This window comes from Pseudoalteromonas sp. 2CM39R, assembly GCF_023161845.1.
Window position 1 is genome coordinate 288,202 of the sequence record NZ_JALNTM010000005.1, and the last position, 13,607, is coordinate 301,808.

Consider the following 13,607-nt stretch of genomic DNA (forward strand, 5'->3'; position numbering starts at 1 on the left):
TAATTGTTTTTTGCCCCCATACACTTAGGATTACAGCCACGCGGCTCGAGGAAGCATTTTTGATAAAACATGATTTAAATAAAACGCTAGAAGCGTTAACGGCACAATTTCCTAACGCAATTAATGGGATTCAACGTGGTATCGAGCGAGAAGCATTAAGGATTAAACCAAGTGGTGTTATCTCACAGCAAGGTCATCCACAAGGCGTGGGTAGCGCTTTAACGAATGATCATGTCACCACTGATTTTTCAGAATCACTTTTAGAATTTATCACTCCAGTTAGTACGTCTGCAGAGCAAACACTCGCACAGCTAAAAGACTTGCAAAAGTTCACCTTATCGCAGATGGGCGATGAGCTCTTATGGCCTATTAGTATGCCATGCTTTATTGAACATCAAGATGACATTGTACTCGCACAGTTTGGTGACTCAAACATTGGCCGCATGAAAACACTTTATCGTGAAGGCTTAAAAAATCGTTATGGCAGCATGATGCAGGCCATTGCTGGTGTGCATTTCAATATCTCTTTTCCTGAGAGCTTATGGCAAAGCCTATATAGCTTAAACGGTAACCAAGGCACATTAGCTGAGTCTATTTCAACTGGCTATTTAGGGCTTATTCGTAACTTTAAGCGTGAGCTTTGGTTGATCAGCTTTTTATTTGGCGCATCACCTGCATTGTGTAGTTCATTTTTGCAAGGGCGCGAAACTGATTTACCATTTAAAAAATTAGGTAAGGGTACTCTTTATTTAGAAGTGGGTACCGCGCTGCGTTTAGGTGATCTTGGTTACACTAACAGTGCACAATCGTCTTTACGTGTTATGTATAACTCTCTAGAAGAATATGTAGCAGGCTTAAAAGAAGCGATTCATACACCATCAGATATTTATGGTCATATAGATGACTACACGAGTGCTGAGCCAAAGCAGTTGAACAAAAATATTCTGCAAATCGAAAACGAGTTTTACTCGCCAATTCGTCCTAAGCGCAATGCAGCATCGGGCGAAACACCAACCGATGCATTACTACGCGGCGGTATAGAATACATCGAAGTACGTGCGCTTGATGTCAACCCGTTTAGTGAAACGGGTATCGATTTACAGCAAATTCGTTTCTTAGACGTATTCTTAACCTATTGTTTATTGAATGACTCGCCAGAAATGGATTGGCAAGAGCAAAAATTAAGCACCACTAACCTTGATGCTGTTGTCAATGAAGGTCGAGATCCAGAACTTTTGCTTAACAAGCAGGGTGAGATGGTGCGTCTAACTGATTGGGCTGAGACAATTTTTACTCAGCTATCTGAAGTTGCCCGTTACATGGATAATGCATATGGCGTGAGTTATTACAGCGAAACCATTGCTGAGCTTGCAACTTGGGTGAACAATCCAAGTAAAACTTTCTCTGGCAAATATGTTAGTGCGCTGGCAAAAGAGAACCAAGATAATGGTCATTTCGCTTTAGCACTTGCACAGCAGTACAAGCAAAGCCACCTTGATGCTGATTACCAATTTTATGATCAAGCATTTTTGGCAAAGCAAGCGACTGACTCTGTACTTAAAGAGCGTGAAGTTAAAGCAGCAGACAGTGTATCTTTCACTGCATTTTTAGATGACTATTTTGCTAAAGCTTAGTATTGTGAAGGCATAAAAAAACGCAGCCTAGGGAGGCTGCGTCAAAGATTCTTCAGGGATGAAACAATGCTATACTGCTGCATTCATAAGTTCAGACTGACCTGATGAGAAAAAGTTCAGCGAGATCCATAAAAAAAATGAAAAAAAGTATAATTATTTTATCGCTGGCCGCATCTTTGGCTGGTTGTGCAACGGCTCCCCCTGAGCAACCTCATGATATATGTAAGATTTTTGAAGAAAAACCTGACTGGTATTACGATGCTCGTGATGCACAAGAAAAATGGGGTTCGCCAAAACATGTGCTAATGAGCATGATGTATCAAGAAAGCTCATTCCGCCATGATGCAGCGCCACCAATGGAATACTTCTTATGGGTAATTCCAATCGGACGTGCTAGCTCTGCATATGGCTACTCTCAAGCGAAAACCCCAACATGGTCAGATTACATTCGCGAAACAGGTAACAGCGGTGCAGACAGAGATGATTTTGATGATGCTATCGACTTTATGGCTTGGTTCGTTTACAAAACTCATAAAGTAAATGGTATATCGAAATGGGACGCCTACGCGCAGTACCTAAATTACCACGAAGGGTGGGGCGGCTATAAGCGAGGCACTTATAAAAGTAAAAAATGGCTAATGAGCGTTGCTAATAAAGTTAAACATCGAGCTAGCCGCTATGGCGCACAACTTAAAAAGTGTGAAGCTGATTTAGACAAAAACTGGTTTGAACGCTTATTTAGTTAATGCATAAATAGAAAGCCCGCATCAATTAGCGGGCTTTTTGTTAGCTATTTACCAGGGAACTGGTGAATGTGAACATCCCTTTGCGGGAATGGAATAGTGATATCAGCGGCGTCAAAGGCAATTTTAACGCGTTCGTATAAGCCAAAATACACTGGCCAGTAGTTATCAGACTCAACCCATGCCCATACCAACATGCCAATATGGCTTTCACCGTGCTGACTAACATGAACCGATGGTTTTTTATCTTCTATATCTTTTAGTATCAAATCATAGTCATTAAGCACGCTCATAAGCACATCACGGGCTTTATGAACATTATCGCCATAGCTGATACCAAATTCGATAGCTACGCGGTGTGTTGGCTCTGAAAACTTATTCTTAACGCAGCCATTTGAGAGCGTGCCATTTGGGATAATGATTTTTTCATTGTCGTAGGTGAGTAAAACAGTGACAAAAATTTGTATCTCAACAACTGTACCCATGTAGCCTTGCGCTTCGATTACATCGCCAACTTTAAAAGGCTTAAAGAACAGAATAAGCACGCCACCTGCAAAGTTAGCAAGGCTACCTTGAAGTGCCATGCCCACCGCAAGGCCAGCAGCACCAAGCATTGCGATAAACGATGTGGTTTCTATACCAATCATAGAAGCAACAGATATCAGCAACAGTACTTTTAAAATGACCGAGATAAAGGAGACTAAAAAGTGCGTAAGGCCAACCTCAAACTTGACCTTATTCATTGATTTTTCGGCCATATTGGCAATTCTACCAATTAACCACCAACCTATAATTAAAACCAGTATTGCTAGAATAAACTTTGGCCCGTAAAGCATCAGCAATTCGATAGCTTGGTTATAGATTTTCTCGATTGATATTTCGTCCATTATTTTCCCTTTTATATCAATATATGCAAAAGAAAATAATAGTAGAGGAATTCGTGTTTGGTTGTGCGGGATAGCTAATAAAATGTGAATCTTCAGAGGTAATTCAGCTATAAGTAACAAAAAAGGAGTAGCAAGCTACTCCTTTTTTGTTTAGGTGGTATAGAAAATTATTCTGTGCGTTTACTTGGAATAACTTTAACTAACTTAACCATATTCTCTTTTATCTCGATAACTTCAATAGGGTATCCGGCAATACGTAAACTTAGGTTTGAGTCTGGGATGTCCTCTAAGTATTCAACAATTAAACCACTTAGCGTTTTCGGGCCATCAATCGGTAGCTCCCAACCCATTTCTTTATTTAAATCACGAATATTGGCACCGCCATCAACAAGTACTGAGCCATCATCTTGCTCTGTTACTTCTTCACTCGGTGTACGCGTTTGCGTTGTAGTGAAATCGCCCACCACTTCTTCAAGAATATCTTCAAGTGTTACTAGACCTTGAATATCACCATACTCATCAACAACTAAGCCAATACGTTCTTTTGATTGCTGGAACTTAAGTAGTTGCGTGTTCAGTGATGTGCCTTCAGGAATAAAGTAGATTTCACGTACCGCACGCAGTAGTGATGGTTTATCAAACTGCTCTTTAGTTAATAGGCGCAGTGCATCACGTGAGTGAATAAAGCCAACAGCATCATCAATTTGGTCACGATACAACAGTACTCGGGTGTGCTGTGCATGAGTAAGCTGGCGGCTGATAAGCTTCCAATCGTCATTGATATCAATAGCAACAATTTCGTTGCGTGGGATCATGATATCTTCAACAGTGACTTGCTCTAAATCTAAAATTGAAGTGAGCATGCTTTGGTGGCGAGCAGGTAATAGTGCACCTGATTCGTTCACCACAGTTTTTAGTTCTTCTTTACTTAAGCTGTGCTCTTCAATTTGTGCGGTAGTAATACCAAACAAGCGTAACATGCCGTTGGTCATCCAGTTTACGATAACCACAAACGGGAAAAGGATTTTCAATAGGCCTTTGAGCACAATTGAGCTTGGAAAAGCAACCTTCTCTGGGTATAGCGCAGCAAGTGTTTTTGGCGTTACTTCGGCAAAGATTAAAACAACCAGCGTTAGCGCGCCGGTTGCAATAGCGATACCGAGATCACCATACAAACGAATACCAATAATCGTTGCAACCTGTGCTGCAGCGATATTTACAAGGTTATTACCAATTAAGATCAGACCAATGAGTCTGTCAGGGCGACTTAATAGTTTGCTGACGCGCTTCGCTGCACGATGGTCTTCTTTAGCAAGATGACGCAGGCGAATACGGTTGATTGACATAATTCCAGTTTCAGAACCAGAAAAATAAGCAGAAATAAGTATCAATAATCCCAATATAATAAACAGGGTACTAGTCGATATGTCGTCCAAGGATGGATCCTTTTTTTATAAATCAGTGCATATTAAGCTAGAGACAGCTTGCTGAGTCAAGTTAAAACTTATTTAGAACCACTTCTTGGATGAAACGGCTGCCAAAATAAGCAAGTGACAAGATAAAAGCGGCTATCATGATCGAAAATACCACAGGCTTACCACGCCAGCCTTGGCGTAAGTGACCTACAGTGACCACGGTGAAAATTAGCCAAGCAATTAACGATAAAACCGTTTTATGGATAAACTCGCTGGCAAACATTCCCTCTAAGAAGATAAACCCAGAAAGGAGAGCAAAAGTCAGTAAGATAGTACCCAGCGTGAGTAATTGATAAAGCTGACGCTCAACCACCATTAAAGGAGGGAGGTGGCTGTGTACAATTGCCAAGTCTTTGCGTTTGAGGCGCTTATCAATAAAGTAGAACTGGACCGCATAAAGTGTTGAGATTATCAAAACACAATAGGCTAGCAGTGATAACGATATGTGAGTAACTAAACCAAGCTCGACATCGATTGATTGCAAAATCACATGATGCGGTATAAACAAGCTGGCAAGGGTCAGTAAGGCTGCAAAACCATAAACAACTGGCAACAATAAAGTCGCGGGGAATTTGAGAGACACAGCAGTCACCGACACCACAATGACCCAACAGGTTAATAAGGCAACGTTGACGATACTTAAATCTTGGCCGTCAGCACGAAAAACTGAATTAACCAGTAATAGCATATGAGCAAGGATAGCCACAGTGCTAAGAATGACTGTGAGTTTTTGGCTTGGACCTTGTTTGTGAAAAAGGCGTGATAGCACATGTGACGTTGCTAACACATAAAACAAACTAGCAATAATAGTTAAACTAATAATCATCGTGTTTTGGCCACTTAATTTATATCGATAAATCCTTGTCTCTTTGATGCCATTGTATTTTATAGCAAGGCAAAAGCATAGAGTTTGTAAAAAGAAACTCAAACTGCACACTTGAACACTGTATTGTCGACCACCATTTACGGTATACTGCTAGGAATTAAATTTTAATATTGCCTGTATTGTCGCCAAACTTGTTTGATTTATGTACATTGCAGGTGCAACACGTTTTATCGGAACCTTTACATGTTTGAGAATCTCCAAGAACGCTTAGGTAAAACCTTAAAAAATATCAGTGGCCGCGGACGCCTAACTGAAGACAATATAAAAGATACATTACGCGAAGTCCGCATGGCATTTTTGGAAGCGGACGTTGCATTACCGGTTGTTCGTGAGTTCGTTAAGCAAGTTAAAGAACGCGCCGTAGGTGTTGAAGTAACAAAAAGCTTAAGCCCAGGCCAAGTCTTTATTAAGATTGTTCGTGAAGAACTTGAAAAAGCCATGGGTGAAGCTAACGAAGAGCTAAGCCTTAATGCACAGCCGCCAGCGGTGGTGATGATGGCGGGTTTACAAGGTGCTGGTAAAACGACCAGTGTTGGTAAACTAGCTAAATTCTTAAAAGAGCGTAAAAAGAAGTCTGTATTAGTTGTGAGTGCCGACGTTTATCGTCCGGCAGCAATCAAACAGCTTGAAACACTGGCTGATGAAGTAGGTGTTGAGTTCTTCCCAAGTGACATTTCACAAAAGCCGGTTGATATCGCAAACAATGCGATTTCGCACGCGAAGAAGAAATTCATTGATGTGGTATTAGTTGATACCGCAGGTCGTTTACACGTCGATAACGACATGATGGACGAGATCAAAGCACTTCACAGCGCGATTAACCCAATCGAGACCTTATTCGTTGTTGATGCGATGACAGGTCAAGATGCGGCAAACACTGCAAAAGCATTTGATGAGGCGCTTCCTTTAAGTGGTGTGATCTTAACCAAGACCGATGGTGATGCCCGTGGTGGTGCTGCATTATCGATTCGTCATATTACCGGTAAGCCAATTAAGTTTATGGGTGTGGGTGAGCGCACTGATGCTCTTGAACCATTCCACCCTGACCGTATTGCTTCTCGTATCCTAGGTATGGGTGATGTACTTTCATTAATCGAAGAAGTCGAAATGAAAGTAGATAAAGAGAAAGCTGCTAAAGTTGCCGAAAAAGTATTTAAAGGTGATGGTTTCACATTAGATGACTTTGCTGAGCAACTTCGTCAGATGAAGAACATGGGCGGTATGATGTCGATGCTTGATAAGCTGCCAGGCATGCAAAACCTACCAGACGCTGTAAAAGGCCAGATGGGTGATAAAACTTTCGTACAAATGGAAGCCATCATCAACTCTATGACGCCAAAAGAGCGTGCCCGTCCTGAAATCATCAAAGGCTCACGTAAAAAACGTATTGCTGCAGGTTCTGGCACTCAGGTCCAAGAAATCAATAAACTGCTTAAGCAATTTACGCAAATGCAGAAGATGATGAAGAAGATGAAAGGCAAAGGTGGCATGAAGAAAATGATGCGCGGCATGAAAGGCATGTTACCACCAGGTATGATGGGTGGCGGCCCTAAATTTTAATAGTGCTGTCTATTAAGTGTATAAAAAGGAGCATATAGCTCCTTTTTTTGTAGATAATTTATGCGTAGTTGTTAGCTGCATGTAAGATTTAAAGCCCAGATCAGTGTTTAATCAACTAAACTTACATTTTGCAGCAGTTCTTACTTGCAATGTTGCAAAAAACTCGTACAATTCCCCAGCTTCCCGTACTGGGGAGTAAATCTTATTAATGAAAACAGTCAATCTAATGTAGAGGACGGTATGGTAACTATTCGTTTGCAACGTGGTGGCGCTAAAAAACGCCCTTTCTATCAAATTGTGGTTGCGGATAGCCGTTTCTCGCGTGACGGTCGCTTCATCGAGAAAGTAGGTTTCTTTAACCCAATCGCTTCTGGTCAGGAAGAAAAAGTACGTTTAGATTTATCTCGTGTTGATCACTGGGTAGGTCAAGGCGCATCTCTTTCAGATCGCGTAGCTAAGTTAGTTAAAGACGCTCGTAAAGCGGCTTAATAGGCGTAAGAGTAACCATGAGTCAAGAGAACACCTCGTATATTACAGTAGGAAAGCTCGGTGCCCCGTATGGTATAAAGGGCTGGCTTAAGGTGCATTCATTTACTGATGATCCCGAAGGGATCTTCGATTTCAGCCCATGGTTGATAGGGCAACAAGGTAAATGGCAGACCTTAGAAGTGGTCGACTGGCGTCGCCACAACAAAGGCTTTATCGCTAAAGTTGCGCAAGTAAACGACCGAGACGAAGCAATGGCTTTAACCAATGCAGAAATCTCAGTAGATGCAGCGCAGCTACCAGAATTACCGCAAGGTGAATTCTATTGGCGAGATCTGATCGGCATGTCTGTTGTAACTGATAAAGGTTATAACTTAGGCACTGTTGATGACCTAATGGAGACAGGGTCAAATGACGTTTTGGTTGTGAAAGCAAACAAAAAAGATGCATTTGGCCAAGCAGAGCGTTTAATTCCTTTCTTAACAGATTCTGTTATTAAAGAAGTTAAACATGATGCAAGAGAAATTACCGTAGACTGGGACCCAGGGTTTTAATGTCACAAACGAGTTCGCTATGGGTAGGGGTGATAAGCCTTTTCCCGGACATGTTTGATGCGATTACCACCCAAGGGGTAACAGGTCGCGCAGTTAAAAATGGTCTAATCGACTTTAACTGTTGGAACCCACGTGACTATGCTACTGATAAGCATAGAACTGTGGATGATCGTCCTTACGGGGGCGGTCCTGGCATGTTAATGATGGTTGAACCATTGAAACAAGCTATCCTTGACGCCAAAAAAGCGGCAGGTGATGGTGCAAAAGTAATTTATATGTCCCCGCAAGGGCGCAAATTAGATCAGCAAGGTGCAAGCGAGCTTGCACAATCAGAAAAGCTGATTTTAATTGCAGGTCGCTATGAAGGTATAGATGAGCGAATCATAGAATCATACGTTGACGAAGAATGGTCAATTGGTGATTTTATTTTAAGTGGTGGTGAACTACCCGCGATGACGCTAATTGATGCAGTAGCACGATTAGTACCAGGGGTGTTAGGTCATAACCAGTCAGCTGAGCAGGATTCATTTTCGAATGGCTTGCTTGATTGTCCTCACTATACACGGCCAGAGACATTGGATGATAAACAGGTGCCTGCTGTATTACTCAGCGGAAACCACCAAGAAATCGCTAAGTGGCGCACAAAGCAATCACTTGGTAGAACTTGGCTTCGTCGTCCTGACTTGTTGCATAACCTAGCTCTGACTGAGGAGCAAGCGGCACTCCTTGCTGAATTTCAGCAAGAGTACCAACAAGCTTGTGGCTAGAAGACAGTTACACCTAGGAAAGTGAGAAATATAATGGCAAAAGTAAACCAAAATATTATTAAAGCGCTTGAAGAAGAGCAGCTTAAAACAGACGTACCAGCATTCGGCGCTGGTGATACAGTAGTTGTACAGGTACGTGTAAAAGAAGGTAACAAAGAGCGTCTACAGGCCTTTGAAGGTGTTGTAATCGCTAAGCGTAATCGTGGTCTTCACTCAGCATTCACAGTTCGTAAAATCTCGAGCGGTGAAGGTGTTGAGCGTGTATTCCAAACGCACAGCCCTCTTATCGATAGTATCTCAGTTAAACGTCGCGGTGCAGTTCGCCGTGCGAAACTTTACTATCTACGTGAGCGTTCTGGTAAATCTGCACGTATTAGAGAAAAACTTAACTAATACGCGCTGTTTTACAACGCAAAATAAAACGGGTTGCAGCCTTAGGTTGCAACCCGTTTTGGTTTTTATAGCACAAAAAAATTTCCCTCCCCCTGAGAAATACTCCCTTCTAAATTATCTGTTATCCCTTTATGAGCTATGCTACATGCACGTTAGGGCTTTGTGCTTTGGCTGTTATCCTGTTAATATAATTTGTATTAAAAGCTTTACTTTTTTGTATATAAATATTTACGTTTTTATGGTTTGAGGTGTAGTAACGTGGTAACAGTAAATGATCTAGCTGATTTAAGAGCAGGAATAGATGAATGTGATGCGCAATTGGTGGCATTACTGGCAAAGCGTAATGGGATTACAGAAAAAATAGGCGCAATTAAGCAACAAATCGGTGCACCATTACATGCCCCAGATCGCGAGGCTGATTTACTCGCGGCACGTCGTCAAGAAGCAATCGCACAAGGGGTTAACCCTGAATTAGTTGAGGACATCCTGCGCCGTATGATGCGTGAAGCCTATCAGAATCAGCAAGGTAGCCTTGCTTGTGTTGCGCCTCAGTTATCACCCATTGTAATTGTTGGTGGTGAAGGTGCAATGGGTCAGCTATTTGCACAACAGTTTACTCGTTCAGGTTATGAAGTGCGTATTTTAGATAAAGCACAGCAAGCACAAAGTGAAACGATATTAAAAGGGGCAAAATTAGTTCTTGTCAGTGTGCCAATTAATGCGCTTGAGCAAGTCGTCGCAGCGTTACCAACACTTGATGATGACTGTTTGCTGGTTGATATTACCTCTGTTAAGCAAAAACCTTTAAAAGCACTTATGGCGGCTCATAGCGGCCCTGTAGTTGGTTTACACCCCATGTTTGGCCCAGATATTTCACATTGGGTAAAGCAAACGGTCGTCGTGTGTGAAGGGCGAGATCATGAAGTGGCTAAAGGGTTAATGGCGCAACTACAAGTTTGGGGCTGCCAAGTGGTTGAGATGGATGCTAAAAAACACGATGAAGCAATGCAGATCATTCAGGTTATGCGCCACTTAACAACCTTTGTATACGGCCAGTTTCTTGCCAAGCAAAGCCATACTCTTGCAGAGCTTCGAAGCTGCTCATCACCCATTTATCAATTAGAGTTAATGATGGTAGGGCGCTTATTTGCTCAATCTCCAGAGCTTTACTCTGACATCATGCTTGCGCAATTCGACGATGTAGAAGCACTGCTTGCCAACTACCAAGATACTTTTGCAGACACGCTCGAAAAGCTAAAAGCTGGGGATAAAGCATCATTGATTGCCGCATTTGCTGATGCGAAAGAATATTTCTCGGATGCGACAGCGCACTTCTTAACGCAAAGTCGCAGCTTACTCAATAAAGCAAACGACGCGAAAGTGCTTGATTAAACAGCTCTTATCTAGCAAAAAAACTATCAAAAAAGCCCGCATCAAGCGGGCTTTTTTGTTGCAAATAATCGTTTTAATGACCACCTAATGAGCCAGGTAACGCACCGCTGTGGTGATTGATTAAGCCCCATTGATACAGCAAGTCAGTCATATCTGAAAGGCTGAATAAGGTCATGCTCAAGCCAACAATTGTCAACACTATGGTATAAGGTAGCGCCATGTATACCATGCGTCCATAAGATAGTCTTAACACAGGGGCTAATGTTGATGTAAGCAAGAATAAGAAGGCAGCTTGTCCATTAGGAGTCGCTACACTTGGTAAATTAGTACCTGTGTTAATTGCCACCGCTAATAGGTCAAATTGATCACGGGTAATTTGACCTGCCTGTAACGCAGCAGCCACTTCATTGATATACACAGTCCCCACGAAAACGTTATCGCTGACCATCGACAGAATACCGTTGGCAATAAAGAACATCACTAGTTGCAGCTGACCTTCAAAGGTAAGTACCCATGCGATCACAGGTGTAAATAGGTGCTGGTCGATAATAACTGCAACAATTGAGAAGAATACGCAAAGTAATGCTGTGAATGGTAGGGCTTCTTCAAATGCTTTACCTAATTGGTGCTCTTCAATAATACCAGCACTGGCTGTGGCAAAAATAATTACAGACAAACCAATTAAACCAACAGTGGCTAAGTGAAGGGCTAAACCTATGATCAACCAAACAGCAATGAAAGCTTGAATCGCTAAGTTCACTTTGTCGCGTGTGGTGCGTTTTTTCTCAAGCTTTTTAGCATGATCCGATAAAATCGTGTGGATGGGGGCAGGGAGTTTTGCGCCGTAACCAAAGGCTTTAGTTTTTTCGAGTAAGAAAGTAGTGGCAATACCAGCAATCATAACGGGTAAAGTAATAGGCAACATTCGGAAGAAAAATTCGCCAAATAACCAGCCAGCACGCTCAGCAATGATCAAGTTCTGTGGCTCGCCTACCATGGTACAAACACCGCCTAAGGCAGTACCAATTGATGCATGCATTAATAAGTTACGAAGAAAAGCACGAAACTCTTCAAGCTCTTGACGATTCACAGGGCGAACTTGGTTATCGTCATTAATATCATGCTCGCTGCTAGAGTCTTTTCCTGATGCAACCTTGTGGTAAATACTGTAAAAGCCCATCGCAACGGCAATAACAACGGCCATCACCGTTAACGCATCTAAGAAAGCAGATAAAAAAGCCGCAGCAATCGTGAACGACAGCGACAATACGGTTTTACTTCGCACCGAAACAACCAGCTTTGTGAAGATATACAAAAGCAAGTCTTTCATAAAATAGATGCCGGCAACCATAAAGATAAGTAACAGGATCACATCGATATTTTGCACTATTTCATGTTCAACTTGGCCTGCGGTTGTCATGCCGATAAATAAGGCCTCAATTGCTAATAAGCCTCCCGGTTGTAGCGGGTAACATTTAAGTGCCATGGCGAGTGTAAAAATAAACTCTAGCACTAACACCCATCCTGCCAGGTAAGGGTTAAGTTGAAATAACACCGGGTTGATTAATAAAAACGCAATAATGGTGTATTTATACCATTGTGGTGAAGTCCCCAAAAAATTTTTAAATATTGCTGGTAAAACGCGCTGCTGCATGGCCGTACCTTTTAATAGTGCTGGTTGTTATTGTTAATATTTGGAAATTGAATATACCGAAAGTATTGTTATTTGGTGTACTTTTAATCCAAAAGGTCATTTATTTATCGAGATTTTACAGATTTTTATGCACTGCGGAGTTAGTTTACTTGTTAGTTGCTGATCATCTGGTACAATCAGTGAGTTGAACACCAAATGCGGTAAAAGTAGTTGCTAACTCAAGTGGAAATTGGATGAGAATTTTTAAAGCGAAAAGCCCAGCAGGTTTTGCTGAAGAATACATTGTTGAATCTATTTGGAATGGTGACTTTCCGCCTGGCTCAATTCTTCCTGCTGAACGTGAATTGTCAGAGCTGATTGGTGTAACACGTACAACCTTACGTGAAGTACTTCAGCGTCTAGCCCGTGATGGCTGGCTAACGATTCAACACGGTAAACCTACCCGTGTAAATAACTTCTGGGAAACCTCGGGTCTTAACATTCTAGAGACGCTAGCACGTCTTGATGAAGACAAAATGCCAGAGCTTACAGACCAATTACTTTCTGCTCGCACTAATATCAGCGCAATTTATACCCGTGCGGCTATTAAACTTGCCCCAGAGCGTGTAATTGAAATTTTATCGCAAAGTGAAGAACTTGAAGACAGTGCTCAAGCATTTGCTGATTACGATTATAAAGTTCACCATGAATTAGCAGTAGCAGGTAATAATCGTATCTATGTACTTATCTTAAATGGTTTTAAAGGTTTCTACTCAAAAATTGGCTGCCATTACTTCTCTGATTCTCGTACCCGTGAATTAGCGCGTCAGTTTTATAAAGACCTAACAGAGCTTGCTGAGCGTCGTGAGCATGACGGTGCGATTTCTATGATGCGTAAATATGGTCATCAAACAGGTGAAATCTGGCAGCAAATCCGTGGTGATATGCCAGAAGATATTATGGACTAAGCGTCTGTATTGATATTCATTTAAGAACCCAGCTAAAAGCTGGGTTTTTTGTGTTCTGTGGGTCAATTTGCACACTAATATAGAGTTATCTCAAACCCCGTTTATTGCGAATCAATTTTTCCGATTAAGCATATCGTTTTTTTCGATTGTTCATTTGTCTGTAACCTCATTAAACTATCTTGCAAATTATCAATACTTACTCTTGGTTTTTGATTTTTAGTAACCATAT

13 protein-coding genes are annotated in these 13,607 nt (G+C 41.7%); 9 read left to right on the forward strand and 4 right to left on the reverse strand.

Annotated elements, in window-relative coordinates; genetic code table 11:
- Nucleotides 1–59 precede the first annotated feature (59 nt).
- Both gshA and MTF66_RS13735 read left to right on the forward strand, forming a co-directional pair.
- Nucleotides 60–1,634 carry a glutamate--cysteine ligase gene (gene gshA / locus MTF66_RS13730; protein WP_248527479.1) on the forward strand — a complete coding sequence of 525 codons (1,575 nt, stop codon included), beginning with the start codon at nt 60–62 and terminating at the stop codon, nt 1,632–1,634.
- A gap of 137 nt (nt 1,635–1,771) precedes the next feature.
- Nucleotides 1,772–2,380, forward strand: a complete 609-nt coding sequence (locus tag MTF66_RS13735; RefSeq protein ID WP_054551741.1) for a hypothetical protein — start codon at nt 1,772–1,774, stop codon at nt 2,378–2,380.
- 44 nt (nt 2,381–2,424) lie between these two features.
- Here the strand turns inward: MTF66_RS13735 and MTF66_RS13740 are convergent, their stop codons facing one another.
- The 3 genes from MTF66_RS13740 to MTF66_RS13750 form a co-directional block, all read right to left on the reverse strand.
- A complete protein-coding gene (locus tag MTF66_RS13740; RefSeq protein WP_054561892.1) occupies nt 2,425–3,264 on the reverse strand; it encodes a mechanosensitive ion channel family protein in 840 nt (279 codons plus the stop codon).
- A 167-nt stretch (nt 3,265–3,431) separates the two neighbouring features.
- Complete coding sequence (locus MTF66_RS13745) at nt 3,432–4,700, reverse strand: HlyC/CorC family transporter (protein WP_130051057.1); 1,269 nt, start codon at nt 4,698–4,700, stop codon at nt 3,432–3,434.
- A 61-nt stretch (nt 4,701–4,761) separates the two neighbouring features.
- A complete protein-coding gene (locus MTF66_RS13750) occupies nt 4,762–5,565 on the reverse strand; it encodes an inner membrane protein YpjD (RefSeq protein ID WP_054551738.1) in 804 nt (267 codons plus the stop codon).
- A gap of 243 nt (nt 5,566–5,808) precedes the next feature.
- On the opposite strand from MTF66_RS13750, the gene ffh reads away from it, so the two are divergent.
- From ffh to tyrA, 6 genes are all read left to right on the forward strand, one after another.
- Complete coding sequence (ffh, locus tag MTF66_RS13755; RefSeq protein WP_054551737.1) at nt 5,809–7,185, forward strand: signal recognition particle protein; 1,377 nt, start codon at nt 5,809–5,811, stop codon at nt 7,183–7,185.
- 240 nt (nt 7,186–7,425) lie between these two features.
- Nucleotides 7,426–7,674, forward strand: a complete 249-nt coding sequence (gene rpsP, locus MTF66_RS13760; RefSeq protein WP_054551736.1) for a 30S ribosomal protein S16 — start codon at nt 7,426–7,428, stop codon at nt 7,672–7,674.
- Between the two features lie 17 nt (nt 7,675–7,691).
- Nucleotides 7,692–8,225, forward strand: a complete 534-nt coding sequence (gene rimM, locus MTF66_RS13765; RefSeq protein WP_054561890.1) for a ribosome maturation factor RimM — start codon at nt 7,692–7,694, stop codon at nt 8,223–8,225.
- A complete protein-coding gene (trmD, locus tag MTF66_RS13770; protein WP_054551734.1) occupies nt 8,225–8,992 on the forward strand; it encodes a tRNA (guanosine(37)-N1)-methyltransferase TrmD in 768 nt (255 codons plus the stop codon). The genes rimM and trmD overlap by 1 nt, the downstream gene beginning before the upstream one ends.
- Before the next feature lie 33 nt (nt 8,993–9,025).
- The gene (rplS, locus tag MTF66_RS13775; protein WP_054551733.1) at nt 9,026–9,385 is read left to right on the forward strand and encodes a 50S ribosomal protein L19; all 360 of its coding nucleotides are present in this window, start codon (nt 9,026–9,028) and stop codon (nt 9,383–9,385) included.
- Between the two features lie 258 nt (nt 9,386–9,643).
- Nucleotides 9,644–10,777: a bifunctional chorismate mutase/prephenate dehydrogenase gene (gene tyrA / locus MTF66_RS13780; RefSeq protein ID WP_248527480.1), complete on the forward strand. Its 1,134-nt coding sequence runs from the start codon at nt 9,644–9,646 to the stop codon at nt 10,775–10,777.
- Between the two features lie 73 nt (nt 10,778–10,850).
- Here the strand turns inward: tyrA and nhaB are convergent, their stop codons facing one another.
- Nucleotides 10,851–12,431, reverse strand: coding sequence for a sodium/proton antiporter NhaB (gene nhaB / locus MTF66_RS13785; RefSeq protein WP_054561888.1), 1,581 nt, complete (start codon nt 12,429–12,431; stop codon nt 10,851–10,853).
- A 233-nt stretch (nt 12,432–12,664) separates the two neighbouring features.
- Between nhaB and fadR the strand changes: the two genes are divergently transcribed.
- Nucleotides 12,665–13,378: a fatty acid metabolism transcriptional regulator FadR gene (gene fadR / locus MTF66_RS13790; RefSeq protein WP_054561887.1), complete on the forward strand. Its 714-nt coding sequence runs from the start codon at nt 12,665–12,667 to the stop codon at nt 13,376–13,378.
- The last annotated feature ends 229 nt before the right edge of the window (nt 13,379–13,607 follow it).

Coding starts and splice junctions, on each gene's coding strand:
- fadR (WP_054561887.1), top strand. CDS start 12,665: ATGAGAATTTTTAAAGCGAAAAGCCCAGCAGGTTTTGCTGAAGAATAC.
- ffh (WP_054551737.1), top strand. CDS start 5,809: ATGTTTGAGAATCTCCAAGAACGCTTAGGTAAAACCTTAAAAAATATC.
- nhaB (WP_054561888.1), bottom strand. CDS start 12,431: ATGCAGCAGCGCGTTTTACCAGCAATATTTAAAAATTTTTTGGGGACT.
- trmD (WP_054551734.1), top strand. CDS start 8,225: ATGTCACAAACGAGTTCGCTATGGGTAGGGGTGATAAGCCTTTTCCCG.
- MTF66_RS13750 (WP_054551738.1), bottom strand. CDS start 5,565: ATGATTATTAGTTTAACTATTATTGCTAGTTTGTTTTATGTGTTAGCA.
- rpsP (WP_054551736.1), top strand. CDS start 7,426: ATGGTAACTATTCGTTTGCAACGTGGTGGCGCTAAAAAACGCCCTTTC.
- MTF66_RS13735 (WP_054551741.1), top strand. CDS start 1,772: ATGAAAAAAAGTATAATTATTTTATCGCTGGCCGCATCTTTGGCTGGT.
- rimM (WP_054561890.1), top strand. CDS start 7,692: ATGAGTCAAGAGAACACCTCGTATATTACAGTAGGAAAGCTCGGTGCC.
- MTF66_RS13740 (WP_054561892.1), bottom strand. CDS start 3,264: ATGGACGAAATATCAATCGAGAAAATCTATAACCAAGCTATCGAATTG.
- rplS (WP_054551733.1), top strand. CDS start 9,026: ATGGCAAAAGTAAACCAAAATATTATTAAAGCGCTTGAAGAAGAGCAG.